Genomic DNA, 18,769 nt, shown 5'->3' on the forward strand with positions numbered 1-18,769 from the left:
CCGGGGGAGTTCGTACAGGATGGGTTACGCGAAGGAGACAGGCAGATGTCCGGCCACTCTAAATGGGCTACGACGAAGCACAAGAAGGCCGTGATCGACGCCAAGCGCGGCAAGCTCTTCGCGAAGATGATCAAGAACATCGAGGTCGCGGCCCGAACCGGTGGCGCCGACCCGGGCGGCAACCCGACGCTGTTCGACGCCATCCAGAAGGCCAAGAAGAGCTCGGTCCCGAACAAGAACATCGACTCCGCGGTCAAGCGCGGCGCCGGTCTCGAGGCCGGTGGCGCCGACTACGAGACGATCATGTACGAGGGTTACGGGCCGAACGGTGTCGCGGTGCTCATCGAGTGCCTCACCGACAACCGCAACCGCGCCGCCTCGGACGTCCGCGTCGCCATGACGCGCAACGGCGGCAACATGGCCGACCCGGGCTCCGTCTCGTACCTCTTCAACCGCAAGGGCGTCGTCATCGTCCCCAAGGGCGAGCTGACCGAGGACGACGTCCTGGGTGCCGTGCTCGACGCGGGTGCCGAAGAAGTCAACGACCTCGGCGAGTCCTTCGAGGTCATCTCCGAGGCCACCGACCTGGTCGCGGTCCGCACGGCCCTCCAGGACGCCGGCGTCGACTACGACTCCGCCGAGGCCAACTTCGTCCCGACCATGCAGGTCGAGCTCGACGAAGAAGGCGCCCGGAAGATCTTCAAGCTGATCGACGCCCTGGAGGACAGCGACGACGTGCAGAACGTCTTCGCCAACTTCGACGTGAGCGACGACGTGATGGCCAAGGTCGACGCCTGAGCCGCCAAGGATTCACTTCGGCGGGCCCGCGGGACACGTCCTGCCGGCCCGCCGTCGTTGTCAGTGGCAGCGGCTAGCCTGTCGAGGACGGATGATGATCGCGGTCCACCGGACCGCAACCATCGATTGAGGAACCACGACGGCGATCAGCCACTTCCGCGAGAGCGGCGGCTCAGCCGCAAAAGAGGGGGTTCGGGGTGCGGGTGCTGGGCGTTGACCCGGGACTGACCCGATGCGGTGTCGGGGTGGTCGAGGGAATCGCGGGCCGACCGCTGACCATGCGCGGCGTCGGGGTCGTACGCACTCCGGTGGACGCCGAGTTGGGCCTGCGCCTCGTCGCCATCGAGCAGGGCATCGAGCGGTGGCTCGACGAGTACGAGCCCGAAGTCGTCGCCGTGGAGCGGGTGTTCAGCCAGCACAACGTACGGACGGTGATGGGCACGGCCCAGGCCAGCGCCGTGGCCATGCTCTGCGCCGCCCGCCGCGGCCTGACGGTCGCCCTGCACACCCCGAGCGAGGTCAAGGCCGCCGTCACCGGCAGCGGACGCGCGGACAAGGCCCAGGTCGGTGCCATGGTCACCAGGCTGCTCAGGCTCGACGCGCCGCCCAAACCCGCCGACGCGGCGGACGCCCTCGCCCTCGCCATCTGTCACATCTGGCGCGCCCCCGCGCAGAACCGACTCCAGCAGGCCGTCGCGCAGAACCGGCTCCAAGAGGCCGTCGCGCAAAACCGGCTCCAAGAGGCCGTCGCGCAGAACCGGCTCCAGCAGGCCGCCGCCCAGCACGCGTCGAAACAACACGCGTCGAAACCCGCATCGCACCACGCTTCGAAAGGCCGTACCGCATGATCGCCTTCGTCAGCGGCCCGGTCGCCGCCCTCGCCCCGGACTCCGCGGTCGTCGAGGTCGGCGGCATCGGCATCGCCGTCCAGTGCTCGCCCAATACGCTCTCCGGGCTCCGGATGGGACAGCAGACCAAGCTCGCCACCTCCCTCGTCGTGCGCGAGGACTCCCTGACGCTGTACGGCTTCGCGGACGACGACGAGCGGGGGACCTTCGAGCTGCTCCAGACCGCCAGCGGTGTCGGCCCGCGCCTCGCGCAGGCCATGCTCGCCACGCACGCGCCCGACGCCCTGCGCCGCGCGATCGCCACGGGGGACGAGAAGACGCTCACGGCCGTACCCGGCATCGGCAAGAGGGGGGCCCAGAAGCTCCTGCTGGAGCTCAAGGACCGGCTCGGCGAGCCCCTCGGCACGAGCACCGGCATCGGCGCCCCGGTCAGCACCGGCTGGCGCGACCAGCTGCACGCCGCGCTGATCGGCCTCGGGTATGCCACGCGCGAGGCCGACGAGGCCGTCTCCGCCGTCGCCCCGCAGGCCGAGGCCGCCGAGGGCACACCCCAGGTGGGCCAGCTGCTCAAGGCCGCCCTCCAGACCCTCAACCGCGCCCGCTGAACCACCGGCCCCCGACCACCAGACCGCGAGGCACACATACTTGCTGTGTCTTCCCGGGGAGCGCCCCCGGACCCCCGGCCGGATGACACAGCCGGCATGCCACGGCGAGGAGAACTTCAGTGAACTGGGACGACACGACCGACGAGAGCGACGCCGAGCGGCTCGTCGGCGCGTCCGCCGACCGTGAGGACCAGGCTGTCGAGGCGGCCCTGCGCCCCAAGGACCTGGACGAGTTCATCGGCCAGGAGAAGGTCCGCGAGCAGCTCGACCTCGTCCTGCGCGCCGCCCGCGCGCGCGGCGCCACCGCCGACCACGTACTGCTCTCCGGCGCCCCCGGCCTCGGCAAGACCACCCTCTCGATGATCATCGCCGCCGAGATGGGCGCCCCCATCCGCATCACCAGCGGCCCCGCCATCCAGCACGCCGGTGACCTGGCGGCGATCCTCTCCTCGCTCCAGGAGGGCGAGGTGCTGTTCCTCGACGAGATCCACCGCATGTCCCGGCCCGCCGAGGAGATGCTCTACATGGCGATGGAGGACTTCCGCGTCGACGTGATCGTCGGCAAGGGCCCCGGCGCCACCGCGATCCCGCTGGAGCTGCCCCCGTTCACGCTGGTCGGCGCCACCACGCGCGCGGGTCTGCTGCCGCCCCCGCTGCGCGACCGCTTCGGCTTCACCGCGCACATGGAGTTCTACGAGCCCGCCGAGCTCCAGCGCGTCATCCACCGCTCCGCGAACCTCCTCGACGTGGAGATCGGCTCCGAAGGCGCCGCCGAGATCGCGGGGCGCTCCCGCGGCACGCCCCGTATCGCCAACCGTCTGCTGCGCCGCGTCCGGGACTACGCGCAGGTCAAGGCGGACGGGATCATCACGCGCGAGATCGCAGCGGCCGCGCTCAAGGTCTACGAGGTCGACGCCCGCGGCCTCGACCGGCTCGACCGCGGTGTCCTGGAGGCCCTGCTCAAGCTGTTCGGCGGCGGCCCGGTCGGTCTGTCCACGCTCGCGGTCGCGGTGGGGGAGGAGCGCGAGACCGTCGAGGAGGTCGCCGAGCCCTTCCTCGTACGGGAGGGTCTGCTCGCCCGTACACCGCGCGGCCGGGTGGCGACCCCGGCCGCATGGGCCCATCTCGGTCTCACGCCGCCGCGCCAGTCAACGGGGGGAAACGGACAAGGGGACCTGTTCGGGGCGTGACGGCGCGCGCACTCGCGGGGTCAGGAACCCCGGTGCCATGCTGAGCGTTGTTCCCTGAGCGCGGACTCGCTTAGACTCCGCCGATGCCGCCCTTGTCGACGGCATACATACCCCCATCCAGCAGGCCGCTCACCATCGCGGTCGAAGAAGGAAGTTCCGACCCGTGAGTCTCGTGACCCTCCTCCCGTTCATCGTGCTCATCGGGGCCATGTTCCTGATGACCCGGTCGGCCAAGAAGAAGCAGCAGCAGGCCGCTTCCATGCGCAATGAGATGCAGCCCGGCTCCGGCGTGCGCACGATCGGTGGCATGTACGCCACTGTCAAGGAGGTCAACGAGGACTCGGTCCTCCTTGATGCCGGCCCGGGCGTCGACCTGCTGTTTGCGAAGAACGCGATCGGCGCCGTGCTTTCCGACGACGAGTACAACCGCATCGTCCACGGCGCCGAGCACGACCTGGATGCGGACGGGTCGGTTGTTCCCGACGACGCCTCCTCCCTCACCGAGACCGACGAGCCCGCCGCCGACGCCTCTTCCGACGCCTCCGACGACAAGCCCCTCGACCTCGGCAAGAAGGACGTGGCCGCAGAGCCGTCCGACAAGCCCGCCGAGGCGAAGGCCGACGAGGCCGACGAAGCAGAGCCGAAGAAGACCGACGGCGAGTCCGACGCGAAGTAGTCACGCCCCGGGGACGTGGCGCGATCCGCTTGCGCTCCGCACCTCCGGGACCTGCGTTTTCGCACGGAATCCCGACACCATGTCATGGCCGCCCCCGCGCTGACCCCGCGCACGGCGGCCCGAGAGGGAGTACGAGAAGGTGGCAGCACCGAAGAAGGGCCGGAGCGCGAGCGCCCAGAGCAGGCCGGGGCGCTCGCTGGCCTTCATCCTGATCGCCATCGCGGCGCTCACGGGGGGGATGTTCCTCTCCGGGCATCCCACCCCGCGTCTCGGCATCGACCTCGCCGGCGGCACGAGCATCACGCTCACGGCGAAGAACGAGCCGGGCCAGCCGAACGCGATCAACAAGACCAACATGAACACCGCGGTCGACATCATGAACCGCCGTGTCAACGGTCTCGGCGTCTCTGAGGCCGAGGTGCAGACCCAGGGATCCGACAACATCATTGTCAACATCCCCAAGGGCACGAACTCCAAGGAGGCCCGGGACCAGGTCGGCACCACCGCGAAGCTCTACTTCCGTCCGGTCCTGGCCACCGAGGTCTCCGGTGCGGCCGCGAAGGCCAGCCCGTCGCCCAGCGCCTCGAGCAGCTCCTCCTCGAAGGCCACGGACAAGGTCACCGACAAGGCGACCTCGTCGAGCTCCGCGAGCCCGACGTCCTCCGCCACCTCTCAGGGCCGCGCGGTCACCGACGCCCTGAAGGCGGCCTCCACGCCGTCCCCGAGCAGCTCCGCGAGCTCCTCGGCCAGCCCCTCGGCCTCCTCCAGCGCCTCGCCGTCGGCGAACAGCAGCGCGAGCGCCAGTGCCGCGGCCACCAAGCTCCAGGCCCAGTACACGGCGCTCAACTGCGCGGACAAGGCGCAGCGCGCCAAGGCCGGTGAAGGCTCCAAGGCCACCGACCCCACCGTGGCCTGCGGCAAGAACTCCTCGGGCCAGTGGCAGAAGTACATCCTCGGCCCCGCCGAGGTCTCGGGTACGGACATCAAGAGCGCCTCGGCCGTCTTCGACACCCAGAGCGCGGCGGGCTGGAAGGTCACCATGGAGTTCACCTCCGGTGGCTCCAAGAAGTTCGCCAACATCACCGGCAAGCTCGCGCAGAACCAGTCACCGCAGAACCAGTTCGCGATCGTCCTCGACGGTGATGTCGTCTCCGACCCGTTCGTGCAGCAGGCGCTGACCGGCGGCAGCGCGGAGATCTCCGGCAGCTTCGACCAGACCGAGGCGCAGAGCCTGGCGAACATGCTGAAGTACGGCGCGCTGCCGCTCACCTTCAAGGAGTCGAGCGTCACCACGGTGACGGCCGCGCTCGGCGGCGAGCAGCTGCACGCCGGTCTGATCGCGGGCGCCATCGGCCTCGGCCTGGTCGTCATCTACCTGGTGGTCTACTACCGGGGCCTGTCGATCATCGCCATCCCCTCGCTGCTGGTCTCGGGTGCCCTCACCTACGTGATCATGGCGCTGCTCGGTCCCACCATCGGCTTCGCGCTGAACCTCCCCGCGGTCTGTGGTGCGATCGTCGCGATCGGAATCACAGCGGACTCGTTCATCGTGTTCTTCGAACGCATCCGGGACGAGATCCGCGAGGGCCGCTCCCTGCGCCCGGCCGTCGAGCGTGCCTGGCCGCGCGCCCGGCGCACCATCCTGGTCTCCGACTTCGTGTCGTTCCTCGCCGCCGCGGTGCTCTTCATCGTCACCGTCGGCAAGGTCCAGGGCTTCGCGTTCACGCTCGGTCTGACCACGGTGCTCGACGTGGTCGTCGTGTTCTTCTTCACCAAGCCGCTGATGACGCTCCTCGCCCGGCGGAAGTTCTACGCGAGCGGCCACAAGTGGTCCGGCCTCGACCCCAAGGCCCTGGGCGCCAAACCACCGCTGCGCCGTACGCGCCGTCCCTCCGCCCCCGTCGACCCGAAGGAGGCGTGAGATGTCGAAACTCGGCACCCTCGGCGCCCGGCTCCACCGCGGCGAGATCGGCTACGACTTCGTCGGCAAGCGCAAGATCTGGTACGGCATCTCGATCCTGATCACCATCACGGCCATCCTCGGCCTGACGGTGCGCGGCCTGAACATGGGCATCGAGTTCCAGGGCGGGGCCGTCTTCACCACCGGGAAGACCAGCGTCTCGGTGGCCCAGGCCGAGACGTTCGCGCGGGCCTCGTCCGGCCACGACGCGGTCGTCCAGAAGCTCGGCAACGGCGGACTGCGCATCCAGGTCGCCGGCATCGACACGGACAAGTCCGACAAGATCAAGGACGAGCTCGCCAAGGACCTGAACGTCAACGCGGAGTCGATCAACGCGGACCTGGTCGGCCCCAGCTGGGGTGACCAGATCGCCAACAAGGCCTGGGAGGGCCTGGCGATCTTCATGGTCCTCGTCGTGATCTACCTGGCGATCGCGTTCGAGTGGCGCATGGCCGTGGCCGCGCTCGTGGCCCTGATCCACGACATCACGATCACGGTCGGCATCTACGCCCTGGTCGGCTTCGAGGTCACCCCGGGCACCGTGATCGGTCTGCTCACCATCCTCGGTTACTCGCTCTACGACACGGTCGTCGTCTTCGACAGCCTCAAGGAGCAGACGAAGGACATCACCAAGCAGACCCGCTACACGTACAGCGAGATCGCCGACCGCTCGATCAACGGCACCCTGGTCCGTTCGATCAACACCACGGTGGTCGCGCTGCTGCCGGTCGCCGGCCTGCTGTTCATCGGTGGCGGTGTCCTCGGCGCGGGCATGCTCAACGACATCTCGCTGTCGCTGTTCGTCGGCCTCGCGGCCGGTGCGTACTCCTCGATCTTCATCGCCACGCCGCTCGTCGCCGACCTCAAGGAGCGCGAGCCGCAGATGAAGGCCCTCAGGAAGCGCGTCCTCGCCAAGCGGGCCCAGGCCGCCGCCAAGGGCGAGCCCCTGGAGACCGAGGTCTCCGACGTGACGCTGGACGACGAGCCGGAGGACGACGCGCCCATGGTCGTCGGCCCGCGCAACCAGCCCGCCTCCCGCAACCGCGGTCGCGGCCGACCCTCGGGGAAGCGCCGATGACCGAGCTCACGGACATCACGACGCTGCTGCTCAGCCGTATCCGCGACGTGGCCGACTACCCGGAGCCGGGTGTGATGTTCAAGGACATCACCCCGCTCCTGGCGGACCCGGCGGCCTTCACGGCGCTCACCGACGCCCTGGCGGAGATCGCCGTGCGCGCCGAGGCCACGAAGATCGTCGGTCTGGAGGCCCGTGGCTTCATCCTCGGCGCCCCGGTCGCCGTCCGCGCCGGAATCGGCTTCATCCCCGTGCGCAAGGCGGGCAAGCTCCCCGGAGCGACCCTGTCGCAGTCGTACGACCTGGAGTACGGCTCCGCCGAGATCGAGGTGCACGCCGAGGACCTGAGCGCGGACGACCGCGTCCTGGTCGTCGACGACGTCCTCGCCACCGGTGGCACCGCCGAGGCGTCGCTCCAGCTCATCCGCCGGGCGGGTGCCGAGGTCGCGGGCGTCGCCGTGCTGATGGAGCTCGGGTTCCTCGGCGGCCGCGGCCGTCTGGAGCCGGCTCTCGCGGGCGCTCCGCTGGAGGCGCTCCTCAAGCTCTGAGGGCCGCGTTCGCGACACCTGGGGGAAAGCCCCGGGAAAGGCCTGGGAAGGCCCTGAGACACCCGTAGGACACTGTGGAGGCGGGCCCGGAGGAATCCGGAGCCCGCCTCTCGCGTTCCTCCTGTACGAGGCCGTCCCAGCGGCCGAAAGCGAGCCCGACGCCCAGGATCGCTACCATGGGGTTTCCGGAGCCTGACCGGGGGACCCGGAACGCGCACGAGGAGCCCTCTTGCCAGACGAGGCCCAGCCACTCACCGCCGCCAAGCCCGAGCCCGCCTCGGCCCCCGCGGCGACGCCCGCCAAGAACGCCACGAGCGGGCCGGTCGAGCACGCCCAGTCCGCGCCCGACGACAAGGCGGCCGAGCAGCCACGCCCCAAGCCGGCCCCTTCCGAGCGCTCCGCGAAGACTCCGGCGGTCCGTTCCACGGCCGCTCCGTCCGGCCGCCCCAGCTCCTCCTCCAACCGCGTCCGCGCCCGCCTGGCCCGGCTCGGCGTGCAGCGCTCGAACCCGTACAACCCGGTCCTGGAGCCGCTGCTGCGGATAGTGCGCAGCAACGACCCGAAGATCGAGACGTCGACGCTGCGGCAGATCGAGAAGGCCTACCAGGTCGCCGAGCGCTGGCACCGTGGCCAGAAGCGCAAGAGCGGCGACCCGTACATCACGCATCCGCTCGCCGTCACGACGATCCTGGCGGAGCTGGGCATGGACCCCGCCACGCTGATGGCCGGTCTGCTGCACGACACCGTCGAGGACACCGAGTACGGCCTGGACACGCTCAAGCGCGACTTCGGCGACCAGGTCGCCCTGCTCGTCGACGGCGTCACCAAGCTCGACAAGGTCAAGTTCGGCGAGGCCGCGCAGGCCGAGACCGTCCGCAAGATGGTCGTCGCCATGGCCAAGGACCCCCGTGTCCTGGTCATCAAGCTCGCCGACCGCCTGCACAACATGCGCACCATGCGCTACCTCAAGCGCGAGAAGCAGGAGAAGAAGGCGCGCGAGACCCTCGAGATCTACGCGCCGCTCGCCCACCGCCTGGGCATGAACACCATCAAGTGGGAACTGGAGGACCTCGCCTTCGCGATCCTCTACCCCAAGATGTACGACGAGATCGTGCGCCTGGTCGCCGAGCGCGCCCCCAAGCGCGACGAATACCTCGCCATAGTGACCGACGAGGTCCAGGCCGACCTGCGCGCCGCCCGCATCAAGGCGACCGTCACCGGCCGCCCGAAGCACTACTACTCCGTCTACCAGAAGATGATCGTCCGCGGCCGTGACTTCGCGGAGATCTACGACCTGGTGGGCATCCGCGTCCTCGTGGACACCGTCCGCGACTGCTACGCGGCCCTCGGCACCGTGCACGCGCGATGGAACCCGGTCCCCGGCCGGTTCAAGGACTACATCGCGATGCCCAAGTTCAACATGTACCAGTCGCTGCACACGACGGTCATCGGGCCCAACGGCAAGCCGGTCGAACTCCAGATCCGCACGTTCGACATGCACCGCCGTGCCGAGTACGGCATCGCCGCGCACTGGAAGTACAAGCAGGAGACCGTCGCCGGTTCCTCCAAGATCCGTACGGACGTGCCCCGGGCGGCCAAGGGCAGCGCGGGTCAGGACACCGTCAACGACATGGCGTGGCTGCGCCAGTTGCTCGACTGGCAGAAGGAGACCGAGGACCCGAGCGAGTTCCTGGAGTCCCTGCGCTTCGACCTGTCCCGCAACGAGGTCTTCGTCTTCACGCCCAAGGGTGACGTCATAGCGCTCCCGGCCGGCGCGACACCGGTGGACTTCGCCTACGCGGTCCACACGGAGGTCGGCCACCGGACGATAGGCGCACGGGTCAACGGACGCCTCGTCCCGCTCGAATCCACCCTGGACAACGGCGACTTGGTGGAGGTCTTCACCTCCAAGGCGGCCGGCGCGGGCCCCTCCCGCGACTGGCTGGGCTTCGTGAAGTCCCCGCGCGCCCGCAACAAGATCCGCGCCTGGTTCTCCAAGGAGCGCCGCGACGAGGCGATCGAGCAGGGCAAGGACGCCATCGCCCGCGCGATGCGCAAGCAGAACCTGCCGATCCAGCGCATCCTCACCGGCGACTCCCTGGTCACCCTCGCGCACGAGATGCGCTACCCCGACATCTCCTCGCTGTACGCGGCGATCGGCGAGGGCCATGTCACCGCGCAGAGCGTCGTGCAGAAGCTGGTGCAGGCCCTCGGCGGCGAGGAGGCGGCCACCGAGGAGATCGACGAGAGCGTCCCGCCCGCGCGCGGGCGTGGCCGCAAGCGCCGCTCCAACGCCGACCCCGGTGTCGTCGTCAAGGGCGTCGAGGACGTGTGGGTCAAGCTCGCCCGCTGTTGTACGCCCGTCCCCGGCGACCCCATCATCGGCTTCGTCACCCGCGGCAGCGGCGTATCGGTGCACCGCAGCGACTGCGTCAACGTCGACTCGCTCTCCCGCGAGCCCGAGCGCATCCTCGAGGTCGAGTGGGCACCCACCCAGTCCTCGGTCTTCCTGGTCGCCATCCAGGTCGAGGCCCTGGACCGCTCCCGGCTCCTGTCGGACGTCACCCGCGTCCTGTCCGACCAGCACGTCAACATCCTGTCCGCGGCCGTCCAGACCTCCCGCGACCGCGTCGCCACCTCCCGCTTCACCTTCGAGATGGGCGACCCCAAGCACCTGGGGCACGTCCTGAAGGCGGTCAGGGGCGTGGAGGGCGTGTACGACGTGTACCGGGTGACCTCGGCGCGCAGGCCCTCCGACGGGTCCTGACGTCCGCGGCCAGGCCGCCGTCGACGGGCCACTACGCAGAGGGGCTCCCGTACGCACCGTACGGGAGCCCCTCTACGTAGTGGCGGGAAAACCCAGCCGCCTCGGCCGCCTCAGCCGCCGAACTCCTGAAGACCCTTCAACGCCTGGTCCAGCAGCGCCTGACGGCCATCGAGCTCCTTCTGGAGCTTGTCGGCCCTCGACGTGTTGCCCGCGGCGCGCGCCGTCTCGATCTGGCCCTGGAGCTTGTCCACGGCGGCCTGCAGCTGACCGGTCAGACCCTCGGCACGCGCGCGTGCCTCCGGGTTGGTCCGGCGCCACTCGGCCTCCTCGGACTCCTGCAGAGCCCGCTCCACCGCGTGCATCCGTCCCTCGACCTTCGGGCGGGCGTCGCGCGGCACATGGCCGATGGCCTCCCAGCGCTCGTTGATGGAACGGAAGGCGGCGCGGGCGGCCTTGAGGTCCTGCACCGGAACGAGCTTCTCGGCCTCCTCGGCCAGCTCCTCCTTGAGCTTCAGGTTCTCCGACTGCTCGGCGTCCCGCTCGGCGAAGACCGAGCTGCGCGCCGCGAAGAACACGTCCTGGGCGCCGCGGAAGCGGTTCCACAGGTCGTCCTCGTGCTCACGCTGGGCGCGGCCCGCGGCCTTCCAGTCCGCCATCAGCTCGCGGTAACGGGCCGCCGTCGGACCCCAGTCCGTGGAGGCGGACAGCGACTCGGCCTCCGCGACCAGCTTCTCCTTGGTCTTGCGGGCGTCCTCGCGCTGCGCGTCCAGCGAGGCGAAGTGCGCCTTGCGGCGCTTGGAGAACGCCGATCGCGCGTGCGAGAAGCGGTGCCACAGCTCGTCGTCCGACTTGCGGTCGAGTCGCGGCAGCCCCTTCCAAGTGTCCACCAGGGAGCGCAGCCGCTCACCGGCCGCCCGCCACTGGTCGCTCTGCGCCAGCTCCTCCGCCTCGACGACCAGCGCCTCCTTGGAGTGCCGTGCCTCGTCGGACTGCTTCGCGCGCTGGACCTTGCGCTCCTCACGGCGCGCGTCGACCGTCTCGACGAGCTTGTCCAGCCGCTTCTTCAGCGACTCCAGATCGCCGACCGCGTGGTGGGCGTCCACCTGTTCGCGAATATGGTCGATCGCGGTCTGGGCGTCCTTCGCCGACAGGTCGGTGGTTTTCACTCGCTTCTCGAGGAGGCCGATCTCGACAACCAGGCCTTCGTACTTGCGCTCGAAGTAGGCCAGCGCCTCATCAGGGGAGCCGGCCTGCCAGGAACCGACGACCTGCTCGCCGTCGGCCGTACGCACGTACACGGTCCCCGTCTCGTCGACGCGGCCCCACGGGTCGCTGCTCACAGCGCCTCCTCCACATGATGCCTGCGAGGGGCTTCAGCGCCCCTGGGCATCGTCCACAGTTTCGTCACGGCCAACATAGGCGACCAGCCCGGCGGCTGTCCGCATCCAGCGCGACCGAAATTTCGCAGTTGACGGTCAGGATTTCGTCACGGTCAGTTTGTTGACCACGACCGTCGCGTTGGGCGCCCCGTCGCCCTGGCCTGTGCTCTCTCCGGCCGCGGCGATCTTCTTGAGAACCGTGAGGCCGGACTTGGAAATAGTTCCGAACGGTGTGTAGTCGGCCGGTAGCTGACTGTCCTGGTAGACGAGGAAGAACTGGCTGCCACCCGTGTTGCGTCCCTGCTTCGTCTGGGCGTTGTACTGGTTCGCCATCGCAAGGGTGCCCGCCGGGTAGACGCCGCCCTTGAGGCTGGTGTCCTTCAGGTTCTCGTCCGGGATCGTGTACCCGGGGCCGCCGCTGCCGGTGCCCTTCGGGTCACCGCACTGCAGCACGTAGATGCCGTTCGTGGTGAGCCGGTGGCACTTGGTGTGGTCGAAGAAGCCCTTGCCCGCGAGGAAGTCGAACGAGTTCACCGTGTGCGGGGCCGCGGCCGTCTTCAGTGCGACGTCTATGTCGCCGCAGGTCGTCGCCAGCTTCATCGTGTAGTTCGCCGACTTATCGATGGTCATCGCCGGCTCCGTCTTCCAGCTCAGCGACTTCACCGCGCCTTCGGCAGGCTTGGCGCACGGGTCCGGCGCCTTGCTGGTCGGGGAGGCGCTCGGCGTGACCTGCGCGCCCGCGTTGGCCTTCTTGCCGTCGTTCTTGAAGACCCCGGTCGCGTACGACACCACACTGCCGACGACGATCACGCCGAGGACCGACGCGACCACCGTGTTGCGCATGTGTGACTTGCGCCGCGCGGCCGTACGCCGCTGCTGCTGCCGCAAGAACTTCTCCCGGGCGAGCTGACGCCGCCGCTGTTCCTGGGTGACCACCGGGTTATCTCCTCATGCGTCTCGTACGTCAAGTGGGACGCGTGCGTCTTGTGAGCCGACCGCCTGCGTGTGCCCCGTACCGTATATGGGTTAGCTGAGGAAACGGCAGCGCCGGTAGGCTCTGATCCACAGCCACCCACCCCGTACGGCATCACGCGTACGCCACCACGAAGGACGATCGTGCTCATTGCCGGGTTCCCCGCCGGGGCCTGGGGCACCAACTGTTACCTGGTCGCCCCCGCCGCCGGTGAGGAGTGCGTGATCATCGACCCGGGCCACCAGGCCGCCCAGGGAGTCGAGGACGCACTCAAGAAGCATCGGCTCAAGCCCGTCGCCGTCGTCCTCACCCACGGCCACATCGACCACGTGGCCTCGGTCGTGCCCGTCTGCGGCGCCCACGACGTACCGGCCTGGATCCACCCCGACGACCGGTACATGATGAGCGACCCGGAGCGGGCGCTGGGCCGGTCCATCGGCATGCCGCTGATGGGCGAGCTGACCGTGGGGGAGCCGGACGACGTGCGGACGCTCGCCGACGGCACGCGGCTGGAGCTGGCCGGTCTGGAGCTGTCCGTCGCGCACGCGCCCGGCCATACGAAGGGGTCGGTGACCTTCCAGATGCCCGAAGCCCGCGACGGATCAGACATTCCGTCGGTCTTCTTCTCGGGCGATCTGCTCTTCGCCGGCTCCATCGGACGCACCGACCTGCCCGGCGGTGACATGGACGAGATGCTCGGCTCGCTGGCCCGTGTGTGCCTGCCGCTCGACGACTCGACCGTGGTGCTGTCCGGCCACGGCCCCCAGACGACCATCGGCCAGGAGCGCGCCACCAACCCGTATCTGCGGCAGGTGGCGGCCGGCCAGGGAGCCCCGTCGGCTCCCCGACGAGGAATGTGACGAGAGACTTTCGTGAGCACCTTCAAGGCCCCCAAGGGCACCTACGACCTGATCCCGCCGGAGAGCGCCAAGTACCTCGCCGTGCGCGAGGCGATCGCCGCGCCGCTGCGCAACTCCGGCTACGGCTACATCGAGACGCCCGGCTTCGAGAACGTCGAGCTCTTCGCGCGCGGTGTCGGTGAGTCCACCGACATCGTGACCAAGGAGATGTACGCCTTCGAGACCAAGGGCGGCGACCAGCTCGCCCTGCGCCCCGAGGGCACGGCCTCCGTACTGCGCGCCGCGCTGGAGGCCAACCTGCACAAGGCCGGCAACCTCCCCGTCAAGCTCTGGTACTCGGGCTCCTACTACCGCTACGAGCGTCCCCAGAAGGGCCGTTACCGCCACTTCTCGCAGGTCGGCGCGGAAGCGATCGGTGCGGAGGATCCGGCGCTCGACGCCGAGCTGATCATCCTGGCCGACCAGGCGTACCGGTCGCTGGGTCTGCGGGACTTCCGCATCCTGCTGAACTCGCTGGGCGACCAGGAGTGCCGTCCGGTGTACCGGGCCGCCCTGCAGGACTTCCTGCGCGGCCTGGACCTGGACGAGGACACGCTGCGCCGCGCCGAGATCAACCCCCTCCGGGTCCTCGACGACAAGCGCGACGACGTGCAGGAGCAGCTGGTGGGCGCTCCGTTGCTCCGTGACTACCTCTGCGACGCGTGCAAGGCGTACCACGAGGAGGTCCGCGAGCTGATCACGGAGGCGGGGGTTGCCTTCGAGGACGACCCCAAGCTGGTGCGCGGCCTGGACTACTACACGCGGACCACCTTCGAGTTCGTCCACGACGGTCTGGGCTCCCAGTCCGCGGTGGGCGGCGGCGGGCGCTACGACGGGCTGTCCGAGATGCTCGGCGGGCCCGCGCTGCCCTCGGTGGGCTGGGCGCTCGGTGTCGACCGCACGGTGCTCGCCCTGGAGGCGGAGGGTGTCTCGCTCGAACTCCCCGCGGCCACGAGCGTGTTCGCCGTTCCGCTCGGTGAGGAGGCCCGTCGGGTGCTCTTCGCCAAGGTGACCGAGCTGCGCAAGCTCGGTATCGCCGCCGACTTCTCCTACGGGTCCAAGGGACTCAAGGGGGCGATGAAGAACGCGAACCGGTCGGGGGCGCGGTACGCGATCGTCGCCGGTGAGCGGGATCTCGCCGAGGGCGTGGTGCAGCTCAAGGACATGGAGTCCGGTGAGCAGGCGGCGGTCGGGGTGAACGAGATCGTGGCGGAGCTCGAGACACGCCTGGGCTGAGGAGCCGGGTCTCTCGCCCCCGCCGCCCCTACCACGGCCTCGTCCGCAAACGCCGGACGGGCTGAAAGACGCGCGCCGGCGCCCTTGAGGGGCGCGGGGAACTGCGCGATCAGCCCCCACCCGCAGACAAGGAACAAACCCGGGGGTCTGGGGGCGGAGCCCCCAGGTTCGGGAGGGGACGGGTAGGGGCGGCGGGGGCGGGAGCAGGTCAGTCCAGTAGGCCGAAGCGCATCGCGCTCGTCACCGCCGCGGTTCTGTCGTCCACCCCCAGTTTGGCGAAGACCCGCAGCAGGTGGGTCTTCACGGTGGACTCGCCGATGAACAGCCGGCGCCCGATCTCGGCGTTCGTGCACCCCTCCGCCACGAGCCGCAGCACCGCCGTCTCCCGTTCCGACAACCGTGGCCGCTCCGGCTTCGTACGGAGCTGGTCGACGAGTCGGGCGGCGACGGACGGGGCCAGCACGGTCTCCCCGCGCGCGGCGGAGCGGACGGCGTCGGCGAGTTCGCCGCGGGGGAGGTCCTTCAGGAGATAGCCCGCGGCCCCGGCCTCGACCGCCCGCAGAATGTCCCGGTCCGTCTCGTACGTCGTCAGCACGATGACCCGGCAGCCCAACCCCGCCTCGGTCATCCGCACGATCGAGTCGACGCCCCCGCCCCCCGGCATCCGCAGGTCCATCAGGACGATGTCCGGCCGGAGTTCGGCCGCCAGCGCCTCCGCCTGCGGACCGCTCGACGCGTCGGCGATCACATCGAGATCGGGCTCGGCACTGAGCATCGCGCGCAGCCCTTCCCGTACGACGGGATGGTCGTCGGCCAGGACGATGCGGATCACGAGTCACTCCTTGGAACGGGCAGACAGACGGTGATGGTCGTGCCCTCGCCGGGCGCGCTGCGCACACGAGCCCTGCCGCCCACTTCCGCGGCCCGGGCGCGCAACCCCGTCAGACCGTAGCCGCCGACCGGCGCGGCGGGGTCGAAGCCGGGGCCGTCGTCGCGTACGGAGAGCGTCAGCGAATCGTGGGCGTACGCCAGGGCGACCGCGATCGTCGACGAACTCCCCGCGTGCTTGCGGGCGTTGGCGAGCGCCTCCTGGCAGGAACGCAGGACCACGACCTCCGGCCCGGCGGGCAGCGCGCGCACGGGGCCGGTGACGTCGACCGTCGCTTCGTGACGTGCGGCCAGCCGGCGCAGCGCGTCGGGCAGCGAGGCCCCGTCGAGGTCGGCGGGCGCGCCGCCGGCGACCAGGGCCCGCGCCTCGGCGAGGTTCTGCCGGGCCGTCTCCGCCATCAGGGACAGGTGGCGGCGGGCCTGCGGGACGTCGTGGTCGAGTTCGGCCTCGACCGCCTGCACCAGCATCAGCAGGCTCGTGAAGCCCTGCGCGAGCGTGTCGTGGATCTCCCGGGAGAGCCGTTCACGCTCGGCCAGCGCGCCGTGCGCCGACGAGAGCCGGGAGAGCTCGTGGCGGCTGGCGTCCAGTTCGGCGATCAGCTCGGCCCGTTCCTGGCTCTGCTCGATGATGCGGATGGTCCAGCTGCCGAAGGCCGCCGAGAAGACGAGGGTGACCACGCCGAAGAGCGAGTTGAAGAAGACGTCCTGGTCGCTCGGCCACCACAGCAGCGCCCAACCCGCCACCGGCGCGATGTTGATGACCGTCACGGCCGCCAGCGCCCACCGCAGCCGCAGCGCCATGAAGCACTGGGGGACGAGCGCGAAGGCCATCAGCCGGGTCTCACCGACGAGGATCCCCGACGGCAGGAACAGCACGATCGCCCCCGCGAGATAGCCCAGGGCCCGGCGTTCGTCGGGCGGGTCGCCGCTGAGGACGGGCCGCCCCACCGCCACGTACCAGGGAATCAGCGCCACCAGCAGCGCCGCCGAGATGACGCGCAGGGGCCACCCCGGATGCCCCGTGCCGAGCACGAACAGCAGGGTGGCCACGCACACGATCGCGAAGTACGAGTCCCAGAGCCGGAAGGAGCGCTCCCAGGTGTACGAGCTCTTCGCGCCGCCGGGTCCGGCGATCCGGCCGGTCATCCGTCGCGGCGGTTCTTCCAGCGGAAGGTCAGCAGACACAGCAGCAATCCTCCGACGCACCAGGCCCCCAGCACCAGGGCGATCCGCCCGAACTCCCAGCCGCCCGCCTGCTCCAGGACCTTCGCCGACTCGGGCAGGAACACCCCGCGCAGCCCCTGGCACATCCACTTCAGCGGGAACAGGGCGCCGATGTTCAGCATCCAGTCGGGGATCGTGTCGATGGCGATGTAGACCCCGGAGATGAACTGCAGCACGAGGAAGGGGAGTACGACGACGGACGTGGCGCTCTTGCCGCTCTTCGGGACCGAGCTGATCGCGATGCCGAGCAGGGCGCAGGCCGTCAGGCCCAGGACGAAGATCCAGGCGAAGTCGGCCCACTTGGCGGGATCCGAGGGCAGCTTCACGTCGTACAGCGACGTGCCGACGACGAGCAGGATCGCCGTCTCCATGAGGCCGGTGACCAGGACCAGCCAGATCTTGCCCAGGAAGTACGCGGCCGGTGGCATCGGAGTGCCGCGCAGCCGCCGCAGCACCTTCTCGTCACGCTCGATCGCGATGGAGATGCCGAGGGACTGGAAGCTGGTGGACATGATGCCCGCGGCCATCATCGCGGGGACGTACAGCTGGGAGGCGGTGATGCCCGCGCCCCGCACGTCGTCGCTGAAGATCGACGCGAAGAGGAAGAGGAAGACGACGGGGAAGGCGAAGGTGAACACCACCTGGTCGCGCTGACGGAAGAACTGCTTGATCTCCAGGGCGCCCCGCCGCAGGCCGAGGCCCCAGGCTCCGGGCAGCCGCACGGAGGAGGCCTCACCGCGTACGCGTACGGTCGTCAGGGTCATCGCGCGTTCTCCTGTCCGGTCAGGCGGAGATAGACGTCCTCCAGGGTCGGGCGGGTCACACTCAGCCCGGGTATCTCGCCGTCGAAGCGGCGGGTGAGCTCCGCGACCGTGCGCGTGGGGGTGTCCGTGCGCTCGCTGCGCGGGGTGCCGTCGGCCTCCGTCCACTCGACGGTCGCCTCGGTGCCGAAGCGCTCGCGGAGTGCGGCGGGTTCGCCTTCCGCGACGACGCGGCCCCGCGCGACGACCGCGAGCCGGTGCGCCAGTGCTTCGGCCTCCTCCAGGTAGTGCGTGGTGAGCAGGATGGTCGTGCCCTCGTCGGCCAGTTTCCGGATCAGGTCCCAGAACTGGCGGCGGGCGGCCGGGTCGAAGCCGGTCGTCGGTTCGTCCAGGAGCAGCAGCTCGGGGCCGCCGATCACCCCGAGCGCCACGTCCAGACGCCTGCGCTGGCCGCCCGAGAGCGCCTTGATGCGGCTGCCCGCCTTCGCCTCCAGACCGACGAGCCCGATGACCTCCTCCGGGTCCCGGGGCCGCGGGTAGTAGCGGGCGAAGTGCCGTACGGTCTCGTCGACCGTCAACTCCGCGGGCGCCGATTCGTCCTGCCAGACGATGCCGATCCGCGAGCGCCACGCGCGTGTGCCCGTCGCCGGGTCCGCGCCGAGCACGGACACCTCGCCCGCGTCCCGCCCGCGGTTGCCCTGGAGGATCTCCACCGTGGTGCTCTTGCCCGCGCCATTGGGTCCGAGCAGGCCGAACACCTCGCCGCGGCGGATGCCGAGATCGATGCCGTCGACGGCGGTCACGTCCCCGTACTGCTTGCGCAGCCCCCGTACGTCCACCGCGAGTTGGTTCGCGTGTGTTGTCATGCCGTCGAGCCTGCCGCCGAAGCGAACGCTCCGGGACGACCGTGCGTACCTCCTTGTGTCCATCGAACGGTGGACA

17 protein-coding genes are annotated in these 18,769 nt (G+C 69.9%); 11 read left to right on the forward strand and 6 right to left on the reverse strand.

Annotated elements, in window-relative coordinates; all coding sequences use genetic code 11:
* The first annotated feature begins 45 nt into the window (after positions 1-45).
* The 9 genes from ACIQTP_RS09330 (at position 46) to ACIQTP_RS09370 (ending at position 10,467) form a co-directional block, all read left to right on the forward strand.
* Positions 46-798, forward strand: coding sequence for a YebC/PmpR family DNA-binding transcriptional regulator (locus tag ACIQTP_RS09330; RefSeq protein WP_054233944.1), 753 nt, complete (start codon positions 46-48; stop codon positions 796-798).
* A gap of 197 nt (positions 799-995) precedes the next feature.
* Positions 996-1,646 carry a crossover junction endodeoxyribonuclease RuvC gene (gene ruvC / locus ACIQTP_RS09335; RefSeq protein WP_403397843.1) on the forward strand — a complete coding sequence of 217 codons (651 nt, stop codon included), beginning with the start codon at positions 996-998 and terminating at the stop codon, positions 1,644-1,646.
* Positions 1,643-2,251: a Holliday junction branch migration protein RuvA gene (gene ruvA / locus ACIQTP_RS09340; RefSeq protein ID WP_403397844.1), complete on the forward strand. Its 609-nt coding sequence runs from the start codon at positions 1,643-1,645 to the stop codon at positions 2,249-2,251. Before ruvC ends, ruvA begins: the two co-directional genes overlap by 4 nt.
* A 119-nt stretch (positions 2,252-2,370) precedes the next feature.
* A complete protein-coding gene (gene ruvB, locus ACIQTP_RS09345; protein WP_385377115.1) occupies positions 2,371-3,441 on the forward strand; it encodes a Holliday junction branch migration DNA helicase RuvB in 1,071 nt (356 codons plus the stop codon).
* 163 nt (positions 3,442-3,604) lie between these two features.
* Entirely contained in the window at positions 3,605-4,117 is a 513-nt protein-coding gene (gene yajC / locus ACIQTP_RS09350) for a preprotein translocase subunit YajC (protein ID WP_075027567.1), read from the forward strand.
* A gap of 139 nt (positions 4,118-4,256) precedes the next feature.
* Positions 4,257-6,038 (forward strand): protein translocase subunit SecD, encoded by a 1,782-nt coding sequence (secD, locus tag ACIQTP_RS09355; RefSeq protein ID WP_403397848.1) that lies wholly within the window; start codon positions 4,257-4,259, stop codon positions 6,036-6,038.
* Between the two features lies 1 nt (position 6,039).
* Positions 6,040-7,155, forward strand: a complete 1,116-nt coding sequence (gene secF / locus ACIQTP_RS09360; RefSeq protein ID WP_403397851.1) for a protein translocase subunit SecF — start codon at positions 6,040-6,042, stop codon at positions 7,153-7,155.
* Positions 7,152-7,700, forward strand: a complete 549-nt coding sequence (locus ACIQTP_RS09365; protein WP_403397853.1) for an adenine phosphoribosyltransferase — start codon at positions 7,152-7,154, stop codon at positions 7,698-7,700. Before secF ends, ACIQTP_RS09365 begins: the two co-directional genes overlap by 4 nt.
* A 229-nt stretch (positions 7,701-7,929) precedes the next feature.
* Positions 7,930-10,467, forward strand: coding sequence for a RelA/SpoT family protein (locus tag ACIQTP_RS09370; protein WP_403397855.1), 2,538 nt, complete (start codon positions 7,930-7,932; stop codon positions 10,465-10,467).
* A gap of 110 nt (positions 10,468-10,577) precedes the next feature.
* Here ACIQTP_RS09370 and ACIQTP_RS09375 read toward each other — a convergent pair whose 3' ends face one another.
* Complete coding sequence (locus tag ACIQTP_RS09375) at positions 10,578-11,807, reverse strand: DUF349 domain-containing protein (protein WP_403397858.1); 1,230 nt, start codon at positions 11,805-11,807, stop codon at positions 10,578-10,580.
* Between the two features lie 135 nt (positions 11,808-11,942).
* Positions 11,943-12,782, reverse strand: coding sequence for a peptidylprolyl isomerase (locus tag ACIQTP_RS09380; RefSeq protein ID WP_403397860.1), 840 nt, complete (start codon positions 12,780-12,782; stop codon positions 11,943-11,945).
* A gap of 180 nt (positions 12,783-12,962) precedes the next feature.
* Between ACIQTP_RS09380 and ACIQTP_RS09385 the strand changes: the two genes are divergently transcribed.
* Together ACIQTP_RS09385 and hisS are read left to right on the forward strand one after the other, a co-directional pair.
* Entirely contained in the window at positions 12,963-13,679 is a 717-nt protein-coding gene (locus ACIQTP_RS09385; protein ID WP_403397862.1) for an MBL fold metallo-hydrolase, read from the forward strand.
* 12 nt (positions 13,680-13,691) lie between these two features.
* A complete protein-coding gene (gene hisS / locus ACIQTP_RS09390) occupies positions 13,692-14,954 on the forward strand; it encodes a histidine--tRNA ligase (protein ID WP_403397864.1) in 1,263 nt (420 codons plus the stop codon).
* 208 nt (positions 14,955-15,162) lie between these two features.
* Here the strand turns inward: hisS and ACIQTP_RS09395 are convergent, their stop codons facing one another.
* Genes ACIQTP_RS09395 through ACIQTP_RS09410 form a run of 4 tightly spaced genes read right to left on the reverse strand, consistent with a single transcriptional unit; the run spans position 15,163 to position 18,693 of the window.
* Entirely contained in the window at positions 15,163-15,786 is a 624-nt protein-coding gene (locus ACIQTP_RS09395; protein ID WP_402047889.1) for a response regulator, read from the reverse strand.
* Positions 15,783-16,988, reverse strand: coding sequence for a sensor histidine kinase (locus tag ACIQTP_RS09400; protein WP_403398151.1), 1,206 nt, complete (start codon positions 16,986-16,988; stop codon positions 15,783-15,785). The genes ACIQTP_RS09395 and ACIQTP_RS09400 overlap by 4 nt, the downstream gene beginning before the upstream one ends.
* Entirely contained in the window at positions 16,985-17,830 is an 846-nt protein-coding gene (locus ACIQTP_RS09405; protein ID WP_351541222.1) for an ABC transporter permease, read from the reverse strand. The genes ACIQTP_RS09400 and ACIQTP_RS09405 overlap by 4 nt, the downstream gene beginning before the upstream one ends.
* Entirely contained in the window at positions 17,827-18,693 is an 867-nt protein-coding gene (locus ACIQTP_RS09410; protein WP_403397866.1) for an ABC transporter ATP-binding protein, read from the reverse strand. The genes ACIQTP_RS09405 and ACIQTP_RS09410 overlap by 4 nt, the downstream gene beginning before the upstream one ends.
* Between the last annotated feature and the right edge of the window lie 76 nt (positions 18,694-18,769).

This window comes from Streptomyces sp. NPDC090798 (genome assembly GCF_044768965.1).
GTDB lineage: Bacteria > Actinomycetota > Actinomycetes > Streptomycetales > Streptomycetaceae > Streptomyces.